The organism is Paenibacillus typhae (assembly GCF_900099765.1).
Classification (GTDB): Bacteria; Bacillota; Bacilli; order Paenibacillales; family Paenibacillaceae; genus Paenibacillus_AQ; species Paenibacillus_AQ typhae.
The window spans coordinates 1-18,158 of record NZ_FNDX01000069.1; the positions used below are offsets into that span (position 1 = coordinate 1).

Annotated in this window: 17 protein-coding genes and 1 pseudogene; 1 reads left to right on the forward strand and 17 read right to left on the reverse strand. The window is 48.8% G+C overall.

The annotated features are described in order from the left end of the window. A pseudogene (locus BLR64_RS28920) lies at window positions 1–856 on the forward strand (IS4 family transposase); the annotation flags it as partial. Window positions 857–1,403: 547 nt separating this feature from the next. Here BLR64_RS28920 and BLR64_RS30635 read toward each other — a convergent pair. From BLR64_RS30635 to BLR64_RS29010, 17 genes are all read right to left on the reverse strand, one after another. Further along, window positions 1,404–2,651 (reverse strand): hypothetical protein, encoded by a 1,248-nt coding sequence (locus BLR64_RS30635; protein ID WP_208607256.1) that lies wholly within the window; start codon window positions 2,649–2,651, stop codon window positions 1,404–1,406. A 234-nt stretch (window positions 2,652–2,885) separates the two neighbouring features. Continuing rightward, the gene (locus BLR64_RS28930) at window positions 2,886–3,266 is read right to left on the reverse strand and encodes a YhfM domain-containing protein (RefSeq protein WP_090720063.1); all 381 of its coding nucleotides are present in this window, start codon (window positions 3,264–3,266) and stop codon (window positions 2,886–2,888) included. 462 nt (window positions 3,267–3,728) lie between these two features. Beyond that, complete coding sequence (locus tag BLR64_RS28940) at window positions 3,729–4,895, reverse strand: copper amine oxidase N-terminal domain-containing protein (protein ID WP_090720067.1); 1,167 nt, start codon at window positions 4,893–4,895, stop codon at window positions 3,729–3,731. A gap of 381 nt (window positions 4,896–5,276) precedes the next feature. Next, window positions 5,277–7,001 carry an AraC family transcriptional regulator gene (locus tag BLR64_RS28945; RefSeq protein WP_090720069.1) on the reverse strand — a complete coding sequence of 575 codons (1,725 nt, stop codon included), beginning with the start codon at window positions 6,999–7,001 and terminating at the stop codon, window positions 5,277–5,279. Window positions 7,002–7,103: 102 nt separating this feature from the next. Further along, a complete protein-coding gene (locus tag BLR64_RS28950) occupies window positions 7,104–7,883 on the reverse strand; it encodes an IucA/IucC family C-terminal-domain containing protein (protein ID WP_090720071.1) in 780 nt (259 codons plus the stop codon). A 1-nt stretch (window position 7,884) separates the two neighbouring features. Continuing rightward, entirely contained in the window at window positions 7,885–8,940 is a 1,056-nt protein-coding gene (locus BLR64_RS28955) for an ABC transporter substrate-binding protein (protein WP_090720073.1), read from the reverse strand. Between the two features lie 155 nt (window positions 8,941–9,095). Beyond that, entirely contained in the window at window positions 9,096–9,539 is a 444-nt protein-coding gene (fosB, locus tag BLR64_RS28960; protein ID WP_090720075.1) for a metallothiol transferase FosB, read from the reverse strand. 32 nt (window positions 9,540–9,571) lie between these two features. Then, a complete protein-coding gene (locus BLR64_RS28965; protein WP_090720076.1) occupies window positions 9,572–9,859 on the reverse strand; it encodes a hypothetical protein in 288 nt (95 codons plus the stop codon). Window positions 9,860–10,513: 654 nt separating this feature from the next. Further along, on the reverse strand, window positions 10,514–11,278 hold the full coding sequence (locus tag BLR64_RS28970) for a VOC family protein (protein WP_090720078.1): 765 nt from the start codon (window positions 11,276–11,278) through the stop codon (window positions 10,514–10,516). After that, entirely contained in the window at window positions 11,278–12,087 is an 810-nt protein-coding gene (gene proC, locus BLR64_RS28975; RefSeq protein ID WP_090720079.1) for a pyrroline-5-carboxylate reductase, read from the reverse strand. The genes BLR64_RS28970 and proC overlap by 1 nt, the downstream gene beginning before the upstream one ends. Before the next feature lie 19 nt (window positions 12,088–12,106). After that, window positions 12,107–12,940, reverse strand: coding sequence for a MetQ/NlpA family ABC transporter substrate-binding protein (locus tag BLR64_RS28980; protein ID WP_090720081.1), 834 nt, complete (start codon window positions 12,938–12,940; stop codon window positions 12,107–12,109). A 12-nt stretch (window positions 12,941–12,952) separates the two neighbouring features. Next, the gene (locus tag BLR64_RS28985; RefSeq protein ID WP_090720083.1) at window positions 12,953–13,972 is read right to left on the reverse strand and encodes a uroporphyrinogen decarboxylase family protein; all 1,020 of its coding nucleotides are present in this window, start codon (window positions 13,970–13,972) and stop codon (window positions 12,953–12,955) included. 30 nt (window positions 13,973–14,002) lie between these two features. Continuing rightward, on the reverse strand, window positions 14,003–14,662 hold the full coding sequence (locus tag BLR64_RS28990; protein ID WP_090720085.1) for a methionine ABC transporter permease: 660 nt from the start codon (window positions 14,660–14,662) through the stop codon (window positions 14,003–14,005). Beyond that, a complete protein-coding gene (locus tag BLR64_RS28995) occupies window positions 14,637–15,680 on the reverse strand; it encodes a methionine ABC transporter ATP-binding protein (RefSeq protein WP_090720087.1) in 1,044 nt (347 codons plus the stop codon). The genes BLR64_RS28990 and BLR64_RS28995 overlap by 26 nt, the downstream gene beginning before the upstream one ends. A 12-nt stretch (window positions 15,681–15,692) precedes the next feature. After that, window positions 15,693–16,847, reverse strand: a complete 1,155-nt coding sequence (locus BLR64_RS29000; protein WP_090720089.1) for an amidohydrolase — start codon at window positions 16,845–16,847, stop codon at window positions 15,693–15,695. 34 nt (window positions 16,848–16,881) lie between these two features. Then, the gene (locus BLR64_RS29005) at window positions 16,882–17,553 is read right to left on the reverse strand and encodes a GntR family transcriptional regulator (protein ID WP_090720091.1); all 672 of its coding nucleotides are present in this window, start codon (window positions 17,551–17,553) and stop codon (window positions 16,882–16,884) included. Between the two features lie 374 nt (window positions 17,554–17,927). Continuing rightward, on the reverse strand, window positions 17,928–18,134 hold the full coding sequence (locus BLR64_RS29010) for a group II intron maturase-specific domain-containing protein (protein ID WP_090720318.1): 207 nt from the start codon (window positions 18,132–18,134) through the stop codon (window positions 17,928–17,930). Between the last annotated feature and the right edge of the window lie 24 nt (window positions 18,135–18,158).

Below are 18,158 nucleotides of genomic sequence, written 5' to 3' on the forward strand. Positions count from 1 at the left end.
TCTCTTCTGCCAAAATCACCAATCGGTTGTGTGAAATGGCTTCGAATCTGTCCAAACGAAGTCACGGCTACAAGCGCCGGTTGGAGGCCTTTTCCCGGAAGCCGGATGCTGTCGTAGCCTTGCTAGAACGGGCTTTACGTGCAGGATTCACCGCCGACTACGTGCTTATGGACAGCTGGTTTACGCAAGCTCCACTCCTTCGTGAGCTTGCCGCTAAAGGGCTTCCTGTGATTGGTATGGTAAAGGAAATGAAACAACGCTACCTAGTTCACGGTAAGCGAATGACACTCCGCGAGGTCTTTCAAAGCCTGCCCGCATCGAATGCCAAAGACATTAAAGGCTCGCTCATCGTGCACACCGCCTGCGGTCTGCAGGTGAAGCTTGTGTTTGTCCGCAACCGGAATAAAAAACGGGAGTGGCTGGCCTTTTAAGTACCGATGTGACGCTGGATGCAGCTGAAATGGTAAGAATCTACGGCATGCGCTGGAGCATTGAGACCTTTTTCAAGGTCACCAAAAGCTACTTGAAACTGGGAACTGAATTTCAGGGCCGTTCCTTTGACGGGCTGATTAGCCATACGACGATTGTATTCAGCCGGTATTTAGCCATGGAATACGAACGGCGTCAATCGAGTGATGACCGGACACTTGGAGGACTCTTCTTTCTCTTTGCGGACGAGGTTCGCGATCTGGACTACCAGTCTGCGCTTCAGCAGCTCATGAGTTTATTTCTTGAAATGTCCCAGGCGAAAACCAAGAAGAATACAATAGCTGTTTTTTGTCAACTACAGGAATGGATCTCCGGTTTACCCAGCTATATCAAGGGTTTGTTTGGAGATTTGAGCTGCGAAAGTTGAGTAATTAATTGTCTTGTAAACCCTTCTTCCTTTGTGGAGTTTAGCAGTCGATACTCAATTTGATGTATAGTATTAGGAAGTTAATTCCTATTGCTTCTGCTATCTCATTTCTTGCATTCACTATAGTACTCACCTTCTAATAATTTTGCTTCAAACAAATAGTAGATATTGTGAAAACGAATGTAACGATACCATCGTATTCTTGAACCGGCTTCAAGCCGTCCTATACAATAGTCGTAGCTGTAACAGCTATAACAGAATCTACAATCGCAAGTAACCATCCCTTTGAGTCTGGCGCTTCATTTAACTTCATAACATCAAAGCCCCCCCATCCAACTTAAATTCCCTGCTCTACATATCATACTCCGAATCAGTCGCTAAAAGTATTTTCCTTCTCTAAAAGGAGGTTTGACATTCGCTTTTCGGTTTCCCTTTTCTGTCTTTATTCTGAGCAAAAAAAGCTCCTGTCAATTTCATTGGCAGGAGTATATGGATTTGAAACATCATATTCTGATTTTCAAGTCGCATAATGAACCTTCACGAAACCCTAAGCCAAACTGAATAGAATTGTTTTGGTGCCGGTTAATATTGAACCGCTGTTTACAAAATAGTAGTTAGAGGCAGTATCCAGCGTAAGCGGACCGGTCCAGGTAATTGTACCGAACTGGCTGCTAAAAATCCCTGTTGGCGGTACGTCTGACAAGGCAAGCGTTACAGTGACTGCACCATTAATATTTGTATTAGTGATATGAGAATAGCCGCGAACATTAACGATCCCGTCTGACTGGCTGTCAACCATACGCTGAATATTAAGTCCGGTATGAACCATTGTATTGATGCGGCTATGATATAAATAGGTATTTAAGTTGCCCATGTGCCCCGACTGAATTATATCTCCGACTACCCGGGCATTCAAAAGCTGAAATTCAATGGTTGTAAACGGATCCACTACAGCAACATTCTGGAAAGTAATATTGCCGCTGATAATGGCTCCGTCCGTATAATTCGTATGAGTGCTTACGGATGTTCCGTCATCAAACGTACCTATCACAGTAACCGGGCGCGCATCAAAGGCAGGTCCTTGAATAAGATATACGTCTTCTGCAGCTTGATTGGTCTGTATTGTTACATTGCGGGGGGTTGAAGATGCGAAATTCGCCAGATCTGAATTACCCAGCACCCACGGTCCCATACCAAGCAATTGCAGGTGACGGGCAGGCGGGATAATAATATCTTCATCAAAAATTGAATTTGCCGCAATGAGCACGATACACCTTGCTCTCATACCAATGGATACTGCTAGAGGACTGTTGGCTGCGGCATCAATGGCTGCCTGTAGCGAGGTGAATGGATCAGACGGAGTTCCGCTGCCAGGCCCCGGAGCTGCCGAATCCGCCCAAAAAATGGTTTCACCCCATTCGAAAGTTGTTACTCCTCCTTTAGCGGCACCCAGAACTTCTGAGGAAACAAGCCGGTGAGCAGTAATTAGCTGTCCTGCTGTATTTTTCCCCCATGCCGAGATTTGTGTCACTTCTGCAGCAGCATCATCGATTGTGAAAATATATTCAAATGCGTTCAGATCTGCGAAGTAATTTTTAGTTATCACTTGATTGGGAGCGAGAACAAATTCATCTTGTGCATAAAGTGTCCTTGTTCCGTTCAATACATAACCTTCTACCAGAATCGTCGAAAATATTGTCGCATCCCGATTATCAAATTTGACCGTTAACTGCTGAGTGGGTCTCACCCCGCTGACTGGAGTATTCTCAATCGGCCCGGTTGATAATAACGCCATATTTATTCCTCCTCGTATACTGTAAGTCCCTATTAAACTCCATAAATTAATATATGTCCGACTCATAGGAGGAACTGTACATTGTAGCAAAAAATACGCTCGCCAATTTCCCCAAGGTAAACATAGACTTCTTATTAGGGCAACAGGCACCCCCAAGCGGCGTTAGCCACCAACCAAATAACCCACAACAAAAAAGCTCCAGTGACAGCCACAGGAGCGTTTCCCTTTACATTTTCACTTTGCCAACAGATCCGCCAGCTCTTCCGAATTCTTTTTTCTTAAATCCAGCATCCGCTCACTATTGCTGTCTTTAATCAGGAAGCCGTTTTTGGTTTGAAAATCCATGTATACACTGTATTGAACAGCCTCAGAATCCTCATAGGTAACGGTCATCCGGTAAGATGGCGGGCCTACATCAACAGCTCCGGGCACTTTTTTAACAGTCCTTATGGCATCTCCGATGATTTGAAGGCTTTCAGCGTCAGTGTAAGTAATTGTAGCTGTGTCGGAAAAGAGGCTAACACTAACAATTTCTCGCTTAGGCAGGATCATCATTACAATGATTACAGTCACCAATACAATCATTGAAATCATGTAGATGATTTTCTTCTTCATAAACTTCTCCTTCCTACCTTAGCCCAAGAACCACCATAAACATCCCACAAGAATAGCAAGAACTAAATGAATCAAGGGCAACAGGGGCAGCTTCGTTACCAGAACAGCACCATTCTTGGCTTTATTTTTGAATTTTTTTATCAGATACAGCACTAAACAAATAATATAGGTTATTGGATATGAGCTGGTTAGTATTATGAATAAGAGCACGATTGCTATCAAAATAGATTCTTCTTGCCCTGACCAGCTTCCGGCTAAAGACATTATGTTAGCTAACAAAACGAATGGATAGATAAACAAAGGTAATGCACCCAGCACAAAAAACGTTATATACCTTATATTCCTTGACATTAATACACCTCTTATATTCTGAATATGCTCAGCTACCCGGAACATTCTGAAACCATTTTCCTTATTTCGTTTTGATTGAATGAGTCCTATGAATTCCGAGACTGCTTGTCATCACTGTTCCCCCAACGTATAACTAAACACCGTCTTCACTTGCTTCCCGTTCGTGAATTCAAACTGCAGCTCAGACCCGTTCCCGCCGCTTCCGGTAAACCGGAGACCATCGTTCTTGAAGCCCGGCATATCGGTTGGATTAATACCAAACTCGTTATAGAGCAGGATCGCTTTGTTTGTCTCCAGATCAATCAAGGTCAGCAGTCCTTCCGAAGATGACCGTACCACTAAATAGTTCTCGCCAATAGCTTCAATAGCGTAGCTGACATCCGGTGTGCCTGCTAACTTGGAGATATTCCAGGTTTGTTTTACAGAAGCATCTGGTGCAATCAACCGGACCGTATGGCCATCGTTCATAACCGCGTTACCGTTATACGTCTTCAAATTGTCGGGAGAAAACTGCCAATAATGAGCCGCCGACTGACGCAGAATGACGCCTTTTTTTACAAAAAGATTAATGACCGTCAGGTTTATAGATGGCTCGCCGCTGGAATTCTGGATGGTTACCAGGTCGGCATCTTCTGCAATTGGCACGGACGAAATCTGGGTAGCAGCAATATAGCCCGGCTCAAGCTTAGCTGCTGCAGAGACTCCCACAGCATGAACAACACCTGCCGCATCCCGCTTATATACAGCTCCATTCACTCCATTAATGAAATACGCGTCCTTACTTGTCCTGCCGTCGCCAACAAATTCCGGATAGCCAATCACCGCCTCACGGCTGGCCGCCTTCCAGTCCAGTGTGCCTCCAATCGCATCATTAACGAATCGCAGGGGTACGTACAGCTGCTTATTAATCTGCTGAGGAGCTGCGGAATAAGTAAGCTTTTTACCGTTAACCGTTGCCGTTCGCGCCCCGGCCTTTATGCTGCCTTTGGTAAACATGTTTTCGATAGAGATCACTTTCGTACGTTCATCATACTTAACAGTAAGGCCGCTAATATAATAGAAGCTGTCCAGCGGGAGCATGACCGTCCCGTTTACCAATGAAGGAGCCCCGGAGGAAGAGGTTATTTGATTGTTGTTAAGATAGACCCGGATAACAGGTAAGGCGGTGGACTGTGCTTTTCCTGCTGCTGCTGATACGATGGATGGAGTAGACTGAATTAACCCGAGGATTAGAATCCCAAGCCCTAGTGCTCGAGTGAACTTTTTCAGGATTTTCATTGACGGCCTCTCTTTCTAGTTTCAGGAATTATTTTCATTTAATATAACATATTAGCATCCTATCAACCTTCTTTCTATGAAAAAAACGGCGCAGCTCCCATTACAGGATTACGCCGTTTTTTAAATTCCTGTTCCAAGGTTTATTGCATGCCTTGCATAATCGCATTGATAATCCCTTGCTGCGTTACCGTGTTATTCGTACGGTTGAACAGACCAAAGCCATGCTGGCCGTTGTAGCCTCAAAACGATTGGACAGCAAAAAAAATCCGAGTGCATTAGAGTAGCTGACAGGATAATCCGCAGTAAAAAGCTCCTGTGAAAACCACAAGAGCATCAGCCATTCGTCTATGAAAAATCTTATTCCTTACCAGCTTGTTCCACTCATGCCAGCAACACACCTTCCACCTGATCCACAATGTAATTAATCCCCGTCGGTCCGTAGCAGCCGATCCAGGTAGCGGCATCCACCGCATAAATTTGCGGCTGCTCCTCTGCATGCAGAATGACCCGGGTACTCTGTTCTGTCGCAGAAATCTCATCCTGCACCCGCTCGCTGCTAAGCAGAAAATAGTGATCCGCATGCACCGCAGGCAGTCTGTCAACCGGGATGTGGTATGCCGTATCGGAGGTATCTGCCACAAAAAGTGGAGCCGGCAGCCCCAGATCCCGGTACAGGACAGCACCGGTGCGGTGCGAAGCGGTGTGCACCCGTACCAGCGATTCACGCGGACGGATCAAGGCCACACTCTGACCGGCCAGCACCGCTGCAAGCTCTCCCGACAGCAGGGCTGTCCGGCGGTGGTAATCCGCAATAATCGCTTCCGCCCTAGACTGCTTGCCCGTTATAATCCCAAAGAGGCGTAATATCGTCTGCCAGCTCTCATTCCGTCTGAACATGAGGGTTGGAGCAATCCGGTTTAACCGTTCATAATGCGGGGCGTGCACCTCGGTGCAGACTATAAGGTCCGGCTGCAGCCGTTCGACCGCCTCCAGGTCCGGGTACTCATAGCTTCCCGTCATTTCCGTAGCCTTAAGCCTGTCCCTGATATATTGGGGAAATTGTAATGAAGCACTGCTGCCCGTGCCAACACTTCCTGCCGGAGCTACATTCAGGGCCAGAAGATGGTCGGCATACTGCACGTCGAGCACGGCGATACGCCTTGGAGCAGCGGTAACCCCGTATTCGCCCCGCATATGGCAGATTACCGGGCCTTGCAGTGACTCGTATGAGGCAGCAAAACGGTCATTCAAACCGACGTAAGCCGAAAGTGCTTCAGTTCCAACTGTGGCAGAACGCCTGTATAGCTGCGGAGGCACACCGTAAACCTTCTTAAAAGCCCTGCTGAAGTAATACATATCACGGTAGCCCGTTCTTTCGGCAATTTCACTGATCGGGGCATCGGTATGACGCAGCATCCGCTCCGCACTCTCCATTCGCAGCCGGATCACATATTCCATCGGTCCGAGTAACTTCTCCTGCTTGAACCGCCGCTGCAGCTGTCTTGGACTGCAGCCGGCAAGCGCAGCCAGCTTCTTAAGCTCCAGATCCTGGCGGTAATGCCCCGCGATATAGGCAGTGACAATGTCCACCATATCTGCCCCGGCACCGCCCCTGCCGCGTTCAACCTCCATCATCAGCTCGTACAGCATGCCTTGCAGCAGTGCATTTACATGAAACCGCTCCAGCCCTTCACCCCTGCCCCATTTCGCTTCGATTTCTTCTGCCGTCTGGTGCAGTCCTGCCGGCAGCTCCAGACGGTGAACAAATGAATGGTCCAGCGGGTGATTCCGCTGCCCGTACCGTTCATCGACGGCTTCAGCCATTTGGACAGCTTTATAGGTAATCTTAGTATAATGAATGCTTTCTGCTCCGGCAGTCAGAGTAAAGGCTGAGCCTTTAACCGCATGGCAGGCAAAAAAGGCCTGGATACGGCAATCCTCGCCGTTCATCACAAGCCTTCCCTGCCCGCCTCCTGCCAGCAGCAGCAGATTGGTAGTCAATTCTGTTTCACTCAGAACGCCGCCCGGCGGCACAGTACCGCTGCTCACGTCTAGCGTTTTGATTGCCAGATCACTCCATAAACTTGCCTGCTCCCGCAGCGGCATCCCTCTCATCTCCTGACAATAGCATCCTCATTCACAGCCGCTCCTGAACAGAATGCACTTTTCAGGGGAAGCGGCCGCTTTTGAGATAATATGTTGCTGTTGTCATTTTAATTGAGATTCATTCTCATTGTCAATTTTCGGACACTTTACACAATATTCTCCCGACATCCGGTAATAGAAGCAGCAAGTAATCCGCTTGCTCTTGGCAACCTGTACCCCGTCATGGTGTTCAGTGAAACGTGTTAACGGATTACTTCTCATGCCAAACAAAGAGCCGGGCGCAATCTTGGTCAGGTAAGTAAAATCCTCGCTCATTCGCTGCTGTTCTGGTTCGGATTCTTCTGTTCCGGGAGCATATAGCGGGGCAATGCGAACCATAATATTTTCCCAGAGTATCGCCATAGAGACGGGGCCAACTGCGGCAAGGATCTGCAGCAGCGGCGCAAGGTGTTCTGCAAAAATCTGCTTAACCACCGCTTCCCGCCATACGGTTCTATCGTCCAGCGGTGCAGCCGCCGTCCGCAGTCCATCAAAAGCGAGGAATGGAAAACGCGTATCCCCTTGTCCGGCGGATAAATCTGGATGATAAAGATAGCTTTTATCCAGGGTGATAGAAACTTCTTGGTTATGAAACGTCATCGCCGTCAGCAGAGGTACAATCCACAGATAGCCGATCCGCTTGGCCAGCATGGATGCAGCAACCTGCATATCCGGTGCACCGATATAGTCTGTGAACCAGCTGATATAATCACGGCAAGCAACTTCATCTTGCAGCTGACTTAGAGCGATCGTACGGATGCTGCTTGCAGGAGGTTCACCGAGCCTCATGCGGTAATCCGCCGTCAGCTGCTTCCAGGAGACAGACGACAGATAGCCGTCCATATTACTGCGCTCCCAGCAGAGCTTCCGCAGCCTGATCGACAATGATGTTAATGGCAATCGGGCCATAGTAGGCGATCCAGAGTGTTGCATTTACATCGTAAGCACGGTTGTTTTTAACGGCATCCATAGACTTCCAGACCGGACTGTTCGCCAGCTCCGCAGCATCTTTGGCAAACAGATCATCCGACAGCAGGAAATAGCGGTCCGCTCCGATATCAGCGACAGTCTCCATGGAAATCTCAACAGAGGTATCCTCGGTAATGGCTTTTACAAATTCAGGGGCGTTCAATCCCAAATCCTCATACAGAATGCTGCCTGTCCGGTGCTCTGGCCCGTGGACACGAATCCCTTCCGGCCTCGGACGAATCAGCGCAACCGTATCATCACCGAGCTTCGCTGCCAGCTGCTCCCGCAGACCGACAATTTTATCCTCGTAGGCCTGCTGAACAGCTACAGCCTCCGCCTGCTTGCCTGTGATCTTGCCGATAGTAGCCAGCGTATCCCGCCAGTCCTCGTAGAAGTCGAGTACGATGGTCGGTGCTATTTTGCTGACACTCTCATATGCCTCTTCCTGAAAGTCGGTCATTAGAATCAGATCCGGCTTCAGCGCTACAATAGCTTCCAGGTTCGGCTCATCCCGTGTACCCAGAACCTGCACATCCCCAAGCTCTCCCAGGTATTCCGGAAACGTCGCGCCTTTTGCTCCAGCTACCACACTTCCCGCCGGCTTTTCGCCAAGCGCAATCAGCTGATCGATGAATTTCACATCCAGCGCGGCAATCACCTTCGGCTTCTCATTCAGCGTATACTCGCCCTTCATATGCTTAATGGTAACCGGGAAAGCTGCGGCAGTCTGTGTCTCCGGTGTTGCCGAAGCCTGTGTTTCAGAAGCCGGTGACGGTCCGGCCGACGCGGCGGCAGCTGCCTGTGCAGCATTGCCCGTATTTGCGTTCCCTCCATTAGAATTAGAACCGCAAGCCGTAAGTACCAGTACCAGCGCCAGCATCCATACCATTAATAGTAGTGATGATGACTGCCTTTTTGTTGCTCTGTTCATGCTGACTCCCCCTATTTATGTGATAATGATTTTCATTATCATATTTATAAGGTGAGTATACTCTACCTTTATACACCGGTTCCATGTACTTTTGCGACATTGCAGCCGGATTATTGCGACATTTGTCCCTTCAGGAGCGGATTAAATTATTCACATCAAACCTCTTTCCTGATGACTTCCTCATCATAAAAAATCATATGCTCCTTCTCTGCACGGTAATAGTCCAGCCGGTCCTGCAAGTTACCTGTGTGAAACTCAAACAGATGTCCATCCGGGTCGTAAAAGTAAATAGATTCTTTATCTTTGGCATTCCTTACCCGCCCGGGCAGCACCTCAACATGCAGCTCCTTCAGCTTATTCAGCAGGCTCTCATAGTCATTCGTATCAATAGTAAAAGCTATATGCGTGTATGTCCGATTGTCCCGGTCACGCACCACATCCTCCTGATTAAGTGCGATCCACAGCCCGTTCAGATCGAAATAGGCCAGCTTCCTGCCTTTAACCAGAATCCGGGCACCGAACACCTCGGAATAGAACTTAATGGACCGATCCAAATCCGCGACGGAAAAGCAAAAGTGGTTGATTCCCTGGATATTCATGTCGTGTGATCCTTTCGTTCGCCCAATGATTTTCACGTTCTCAGAAACTCCTCAATCTTCATCCTTATCTCTTCAATGCTTCTTGATCTGTATTCTATTAGTTTATTCCAATAAAACGATCCTTCCCCGTTCTCCTCACTAACATCAACAAGCATTAGCGTATACTGACCGTCTGCATCGAATTCGGGATACCAGCCGAGATCAATCACTCTTTTCTTATGCTCGCTTTCAAGCTGTAGGATATCCTCCTTGAATTCCCAGCGATGTTCATAGTTATCATCAGTAAATCTATCAGGAAAAGACTCTGTGAAATCATTCAAATTAACTTTCCATCCTGTTGGTATTCGCAGCGGTACCAGATTAAGACTCATATATGCTATCGCCCTTTCACCTTATTCACAATATATCTCTTTGCCTCCATACTAATTAAATGGATTGCTAGAACGGACACAACCAATTCTTTCTTCGTTCCGTTCACCTTCATCTATCAGTATAGTACATATAACTATTAGTACCTTCAAACTGAACTTTATCCCAGCCTAGAAAATAAACCTTGTTAATCGACTTAACTGCACTTTATACAACTAAAACGCCAATATTTCTGCCAATCCAGCATTTAGATGCACTTCATACACTTATTCTTCTGGAAAAGGGTACAATTACGCCAAATCCCCTATTCTAGTTGCACCAAATACACTTAAAGCTGCCCACGCCCGATTATCACCGGATATAGATGTACAAACTACACTTAAATTAATTCCAGCTCGCCTGCGGTGCTTATCCAAACTAGAGAAGCTTCGCTCACCAGCATCTCACCTATGACAACCATCCATTTAAACCATTATATAGAACAAATTATGATATTTCGTTTCAATTCTATTACATTTTCCTACTAACACTCTTCTCTCTGTCTGCGCAAAAAAAGCCCCCGGAACATAGTCCAGAGGCTCTCTCTTATTTCCGTCAGGCCATAATCAGGTGAATACATATTCACCTTCGCCCACCCGAATGATCTTACCCTTTAATGCCGCTGATTCTGCTGCAAAAATAACCTGCTTGAACTCGTTCTCGTCCCCCTGCACAAAATCAAACGACTGCGCTCCAACCTTCAGGCTGAATCTGCCGGCCTCTGACTCCGTAACCGGAAGTCCGAATAAAGTGCTCCAATGGCTGGCGGCCGCTGCCGGATCGGAGACGCGGAATACCGCGCTCACAATCTCGACTGCTCCTGCGGGGTGAGGCTGGATGATGCCGGAGGCCGTCATATTGACCAGCCGCTCCTCATCGGTTCCATTCCACTGGATGATAAACGGATAGACGAGTCCTGCAAAATCACCGTCAATTGTCATCATCCGCCATTCAATCAGTCTGCCGGCGTTATCCAGACGCTTGCCGTCGATGATCGGCGATAAAGACAAGCCTGCCGCGTGCAGGGAAGCTGCTACGGTATCTATATCATCCGTCCGGAGCACCACTCTGCTCAAAGCTTCATGCTCAGGCAGCAGCTGTACCGCATCCCGTACAACAACATTGTGTGCTGTGGCCTTCGCCAGCTCCAGGTTCTCAATACCCAGGAACTCAATGTAGGTTAACCCGAAGTAGCTTAAGGAATTGTAGGTTCCCCATGCTTTATGAGCGCCCCCTCTAAAAGCAACCAGCCCGTGCTCCCGGAAGCTTTCGACCGGCTGATCCAGATCGTTCACATAATGCACCAGATGATCCCAGGTGATGGTAGCCATTATTTCTTCACTCCCAGCTCCGTAGTCCGCTTAACGGCTGCGAGCACGCTGCGCTGCAGTCCGGCCGCGAAGTCACTGTTGTTAAGCTCGTACAAGCCGTGCATGCCGACCCCGCCCGGTGAATTGTTAATATCCAGCAGCTGCCGCGGATGCAGGCCGGTCTGCCGCAGCATCGTGACTGCGCCCATCATGTTCTCCAGCGCGACATTCCACGCCTGCTCACGAGGCAGACCGGCAAGCACACCGGCATCCACAAGCGATTCGATGAAATAATAGATATAGTTCGGTCCCGCTACACCGTAGCCGGTGAAGATATCGATATAGCCCTCGTCCAGGTATTGAACCTTGCCGAAGCCAAGCAGGAAATCCTCTACCTGATCACGGTCAGCATAGCTGTTCAAGGCAACGCCGCTGTAGCCGTAGCCTGTATCGGTCAAGGTGTTCGGAATGACCCGGACAATCGGGCGTTCTGCTCCGAAATAACCGCCAAGCTGCGCTATCGTCACCCCTGCTACAATCGAAACGATTGTAGCAGCAGGTGCAGCATGCTTCTGTACAAGCTCACCGAGTGCTGCCAGATTATCCTGCGGACGGACGGCTATCACGATAATCGAGGCCGCAGACAGGCCATACTCCTGTGAACTGCCCGTATTTACTTTATACTTGTCACTCAGCAGCTGCAGACGAGCTTCGTTGACATCTGTAACACTGATCTCATCTGCCGCCAGGGTGTTGTTGGCAATACAGGCGCGAATCATGGCTTCCGCCATCTGTCCGCCGCCGATAAAATGAATCTGCTTCTGTGCCACTTACATCCACTTCCCTTTCTTAGTTGTTATCCCAAGCTTCCGGCAGGATGAAGCCGTCATATTTGTCCAGTCCCTTGATGTATTCTTCGAACTCTTTTGATTCATAGGCAGCCTTCAGATCCTTGGCCCACTGGGTGTTTTCATCCTTTTTGTTGACCGACACGATAATTCTGTGCTGCATAGGTGTGTTCTCGATTTTTAGCGCATCGGTAATTTTTCTGTCCGGCGAGTTGGCAATGTAGTTACCGTTAACCACACCGTAGTCCACGTCCTGCAGGGAAACCAGGATCTGTGCCGGGTCGAGGATTTTGATATCGATATTGAATTTATCCGGCTCCATGCTGTTGATGTTGAAATCGGCTACACCGGCGCCTTCCTTGATTTTGATCCAGCCCAGCTCCTCCAGAATCCGCAGCGCGCGCTCCTGATTAACCGGGTCATTCGGAACAGCTACAGTGGTACCGTCTTTTACATCATCCAGCGTCGTATGATTTACGGAATAAAGTCCTTGCGGAGCACCCGGCACGTAAGCAATCCCGGTCATATCTGCACCGATTTCTTCATTAATAGCTTCCATGTAAGCTGTACTCTGGAAAATACTTGCGTCAATCGAGCCTTCCTTCATTGCCGGGTTAACCTGCATGTTCTGCGAGAAGGTTTTGATATCTACCTTGTAGCCCTTCTCCTCCAGAATCGGCAGAATCGACTGGCGGAACTGCTCTTCATACGTTCCCACACCGAATCCGACGGTGATTTCCTTCTTGTCTTCTCCTGCGCCGTCCGCTTCCTTATTACCGCAGGCTGTCAGCACCGCCATAACCCCGATCAGCATAACCAATAATAATTTCTTCATTACCTTCATCTCCTATTCCAATACTATGTTTTTAAATTGTACTAACGCCTCATCTGTTACGTTCAGGGGGATCGCACAGTTTGGCGCGAGAATAAACGGCTGATCCTTCATCAAAGTCAAAGCATCTTTTGCCTGCTGCCTGATCTGCGCAATATCGTTCACGGCGAACAGGCCATGATCAACTCCGCCTACTTTAGTTGCTTTCAGGTTGGCTCCGAGACCCGGATTCCCTTCGGCAACGGTATCCCAGCTGATTCCGTCGATCCGGTAATCATTGAATTTCTCCGGCTGCGAATAGGCCCCGCAGGTATGCAGGATGTTTTTGCCGTAGCTGGCAGCTTCCAGTACGATGGAATCATAAGGTCTGGACAGCTCATCGAACATCGCTTCATCGAACAAACCCGGATGCGCTGTACCGGTCACTGCGTAGAACAAGCCGTCGGAACCCGCATGCTGCAGCTCTTTTACATAATCGGCCAAGGTTAACGAAATCACATGCAGCGCATGATGTGCTGCGGCCCGGTGCTCTTTAAACAGCGATTCCAGTGTTACAGGCTGCTCAATGCCAAATACCGTTTTGGTAACATAAGCGGAGCGCCCTACGATAAACAGCAGTACCGTCAGCGGAGAGAATACGGTCTGAATCAGCGGAGTATTCGGCAATCCCAGGCGAATCTGCTTAACGGCCTCCAAATGCTCCTGAAATGTGGCTGTCTCAGTGGCCTTTTTTACTTCAAGGTCCCACAGATTGTCCGCTGCCGGAATTACCGTTGTCTTTTGCCGCGGAAATACCGTCTGATAATCTGTAAAATCATACTGGTTGCCCCAGGCTTCAGCCAGATAGGTTGCTCTCGGATTGATTTTGACCCAGTCCCAATCATATTGCTTGGTGAAGGAAATGGTCGTTGCCGCCAAATCCTCTGCTGTCTGTTCCTTGTCGATAAAATGGCGCCATCCGCTGACAATCGGACGATCTGCCCGCTCTCCGGATAATAAGGCTCTGAAACGGTCCTGCTTACTCCAATTACTCATCTGCCGACTCCCTCCAAGTATATGTAGTGTTTAGTGACGGCGAATTTTCCGCGCCAGAGTGTTGCCCAAAGATTGAATGCCCTGTACCAAAATGATAAGAATAATGACTGTAGCTACCACGACTACCGTGTCAAACCGCTGGTACCCGTAGACGATGGCCAAATCACCGACCCCGCCGCCGCCGACTGTTCCGGCCATGGCCGTTGCCCCGATCAGGCCGATCGTTGCCGTCGTTAATGACAGAATCAAAGATGCGAATGCCTCGGGCAGCAGGAAGTGCCAGATTACCTGAAACGGGGTAGAGCCCATGGACTCGGCTGCTTCGAGAATTCCCGGGTTCACTTCAAGCAGAGAGTTTTCAACCAACCGCCCGATGTAAGGAGCGATGTAGATAATCAGCGGTACGATCGCAGCAGCTGTCCCGATCGAAGTATGAACAATTGCTCTTGTTAGCGGAATGATAGCCACCAGCAGGATGATAAAGGGCAGCGAACGTACGATATTGATGATGGGATTAAGAATGGTATAGGCTGCCTTGTTCTCCAATATACCGCCCGGACGGGTGATTACCAGCAGGATCCCGATAGGAACCCCGAGCAGGGAACCGAAGAACAGGGACACACCCACCATTTGTACAGTTTCAATAAAAGCCGTTAAAAACTGCTCACCGGTTACTGTGGTCGAGAACATAAGCTTCCACCTCCTCTACGCTGACTCCATTGTTTTTCAGAAAAGCTACAGCCTTATTAATCTCAGCACCGTCGCCGTCAAGTTGAACAATCACGGTTCCCAGTGTCGTTTCCTGGATCTCCGTTGTATTCGCGAACAAAATGTTGACTTTTACCTCGTTCGTACGGATCATCTCATAGAGCAGCGGCTCAGTGGTTGATGCTCCTACAAAATTCAGCCTGCAGATCCGGCTGCCAAGCCCGGTTGTTATTGATTTTTGCACACTAGGGGTTATGGAGTTTTGAATGACGGTTTTCACAAAATTTTGCGTAGTCGGATGCTGCGGATGCCCGAACACATCCAGTACGCTGCCCTGCTCGATGATCCGTCCCTCCTCCATCACTGCCACCTTGTTGCAAATCTCCTGGATGACCGACATTTCATGTGTAATGATCATCACGGTAATCTTGTATTCCGCATTGACCCGCTTCAGCAGCTGCAGAATCGAACGGGTGGTCTGCGGGTCCAGGGCAGAGGTTGCTTCATCACAGAGGAGAATGGACGGATTGGAAGCAAGCGCTCTGGCAATCCCGACCCGCTGCTTCTGTCCGCCGGACAGTTCATTCGGATAGCTTCCGGCCTTGTCGCTTAGTCCAACGAACTCCAGCAGCTCCGTTACCCGCTTGCGGATCTCCTCTTTGCTCTTTTTCAGCAGGACAAGCGGGATCGCTACGTTATCAAACACTTTTTTGGATTCCAGCAGGTTGAAGTGCTGAAAGATCATGCCGATATTCTTCTTGGCTGCACGCAGCTCTTTAACGCTGTAGGCTCCAAGATCATGCCCATCGACCAGCACCTGGCCTTCGGTTGGCCGCTCCAGGTAATTGACCAGGCGGATAAGTGTACTTTTGCCGGCGCCGCTATAGCCGATAACGCCGAAGATGTCGCCCTTTTCAACCTTCAGGCTTACCCCCTTCAGGGCATCAATCGCGATCCCTTTCCGGGTGAATGTTTTGTGGACATTTTTTAATTCAATCATGTTCATTCCCCCTTATGCTTGCAGCTTCTTCAGTGCCTGCTCTGCCAACGCTGCAAAATATTTAGCTGCAGGCAGGATCGCCGCCTCATCAACATCAAACTGCGGGTGATGCAATGCATAGCCCGGTCCGGCTCCGATATTTACGAACGCCCCGGGAATTTGCTGCAGATACAGTGCAAAATCCTCTCCGCCCATCTGCAGCGGAATATCCTCGACCTTGTAGCCTGCATTCGACGCGACCTGTTTTGTAAAATCAGCCCATTCTCCATGATTCACCGTTGCCGGCGGCCCCGGATACCAGAGCAATTTCGCCTCAGCGCCGGCTGCTGACGCAATACCTTCGATGATACGGGTCATCTGAAGCGGAATTTCACGGCGGATTTCCTCATTGTAAGTCCGGACTGTACCTTCCAGCTCAACCAGCTCCGGAATCACATTCCAGGTGAAGCCACCGTTAATTCTCGTCACGCTTAACACAACCGGCTCGATCGCGCTGCTCTGGCGGCTTACCACCGTCTGCAGCATCGTAATCATTTGCGCAGCAGTCACAATGGTATCCACCCCTTTTTCCGGAGTAGCAGCATGGGCACCGACACCTTTTACCTTAATCTCAAACCGGTCTACGCCTGCTGTCAGTGGTCCCGACCTTGTTCCAAACGTTCCTGTAGGCAGCTCCGGTGAATTATGTAATCCAAATATGGCATTTACGTCACTCAGACCTCCGGATGCCAGTACACTTTCCGCTCCGTGGCCTGTCTCTTCCGCCGGCTGGAACAGGATTCTGACCCGTCCCGGCAATTCATGCTCACGGGCTTTCAGCAGCAGGGCAGCTCCCAATATAACAGCGGTGTGGAAGTCGTGGCCGCAGGCATGCATTTTTCCCGGTATTTCTGAAGCATATGGCAGACCTGTCTGCTCCTCGATCGGCAGTGCATCAATATCACAACGTATAGCAACAATTGGCCCGTCGCCCTGTCCGATTTCAGCAATTAGTCCGGTTGCCAGGGGCAGATCTAGAATATGTATGTGAGCATTTGTCAGCCAGGCCCGCAGCTTCTCTGTGGTTCTGAACTCTTCATAGGACAGCTCAGGTTCCCGGTGCAGATTTCTCCGCACCCCGATTAACTCTCCCTCCAGCTCATGATCATTCTTGTAAGTCAGCTTCATAGGTTCATAACTCCCCTTTCCGTTCCGCAAAAGCTTATGCATTGACCTCAGCTTCAATCCCGCTCATCCGTTCAAGTGCCGTAGCCAGACTGTTTAAAATGTGCTCCCGCATTGCTTGCTCTGCGCCGTCTTCATTTCTGTCCGCAATCATCTGCAGGATGTCATTATGCTCTTCATCCGCCTGTGTGTTCCAGTCTCCGTGCAGGGAAACATAGCGGCAATAACGGAGCGAGCGGTCTCTCAGCTGATTGAGCACCTTCTCAAAGGTCATGAGCCCGCTTATTTCCGACAGATAATCATGGAATTCAAAGCCATAGGAGACAAAATCCTGTTTCTCGCCGAGCTGAAAGGATTGCTTGATCTGAGTCATCATCACGGTCAGCTTCTGGATATCTTTATCGGTGGCATTCCTCGCTGCACTTCTGGCAATATGCCCTTCGAGCATGCTGCGGATCTGAAAAATCTCCTCGACCTCTTTTAGCGATAACGGAGCCACCTTCAACCTTCCATTCGGCTGGCGGACGAGAAAATCCTCATTCTCCAGTCTCTGGATCGCTTCTCGCAGCGGGGTCCGGCTGACTCCCAGCATTGTCGCCAGGCTTTCTTCATTGACCGCCTGACCCGGCTCCAGGTCGTTGTTTATAATTTTTTGCTTTAAGGCATAGTAGGTATTATCCTTTGACAGCCTTCGTGATCGCAGCTCCATACCTCTGATGCTCCCCTGTATGAGAATTTACTTGATATCGTTAAATATAATTGTATAATTGTATACAATTATTATTTTAGTGCTTTAACGGAGTAACTGCCTGCTAGTTTGGAAACTTTTTTCTTCTTTCAAGCTTTTTTTCATACTATAAACCTATTATTCACACTAGTCAAGTATGATTTATAGGTGATAGAAAAGCTTGTTCCATTCTTTACTCGTTCCATTCTTTAATTGAATAATATATGGCAGTCCCCCGAAGTCGCCCTATAGGCTAGAGTGAAGGGCTGGATTTAAACCAGCCCCTCCTCATCAAACCGTACGTGAGGTTTTCCCTCATACGGCTTTCCGATGTTTGTCATTCATGGGCATGCAGATCACAATAGCGTTCTTAGTCCATACATCTTGGCAATATACTTTACTTCAGGTAATGAACTCATCCATCTTCTGCGTTGTCTCTTCTTCGCGTACCACCGGGTTAATCTCTGCAGAATATACCAATCCAGCTTGGCTAATCTCTTTTGGCTGTAGTTCGTGTAGTAATAATTTCTCCATCCCTGAATCTTTGGATTGAGCCATTCCACTTGTTCCGCGAACGATTTAGAGCG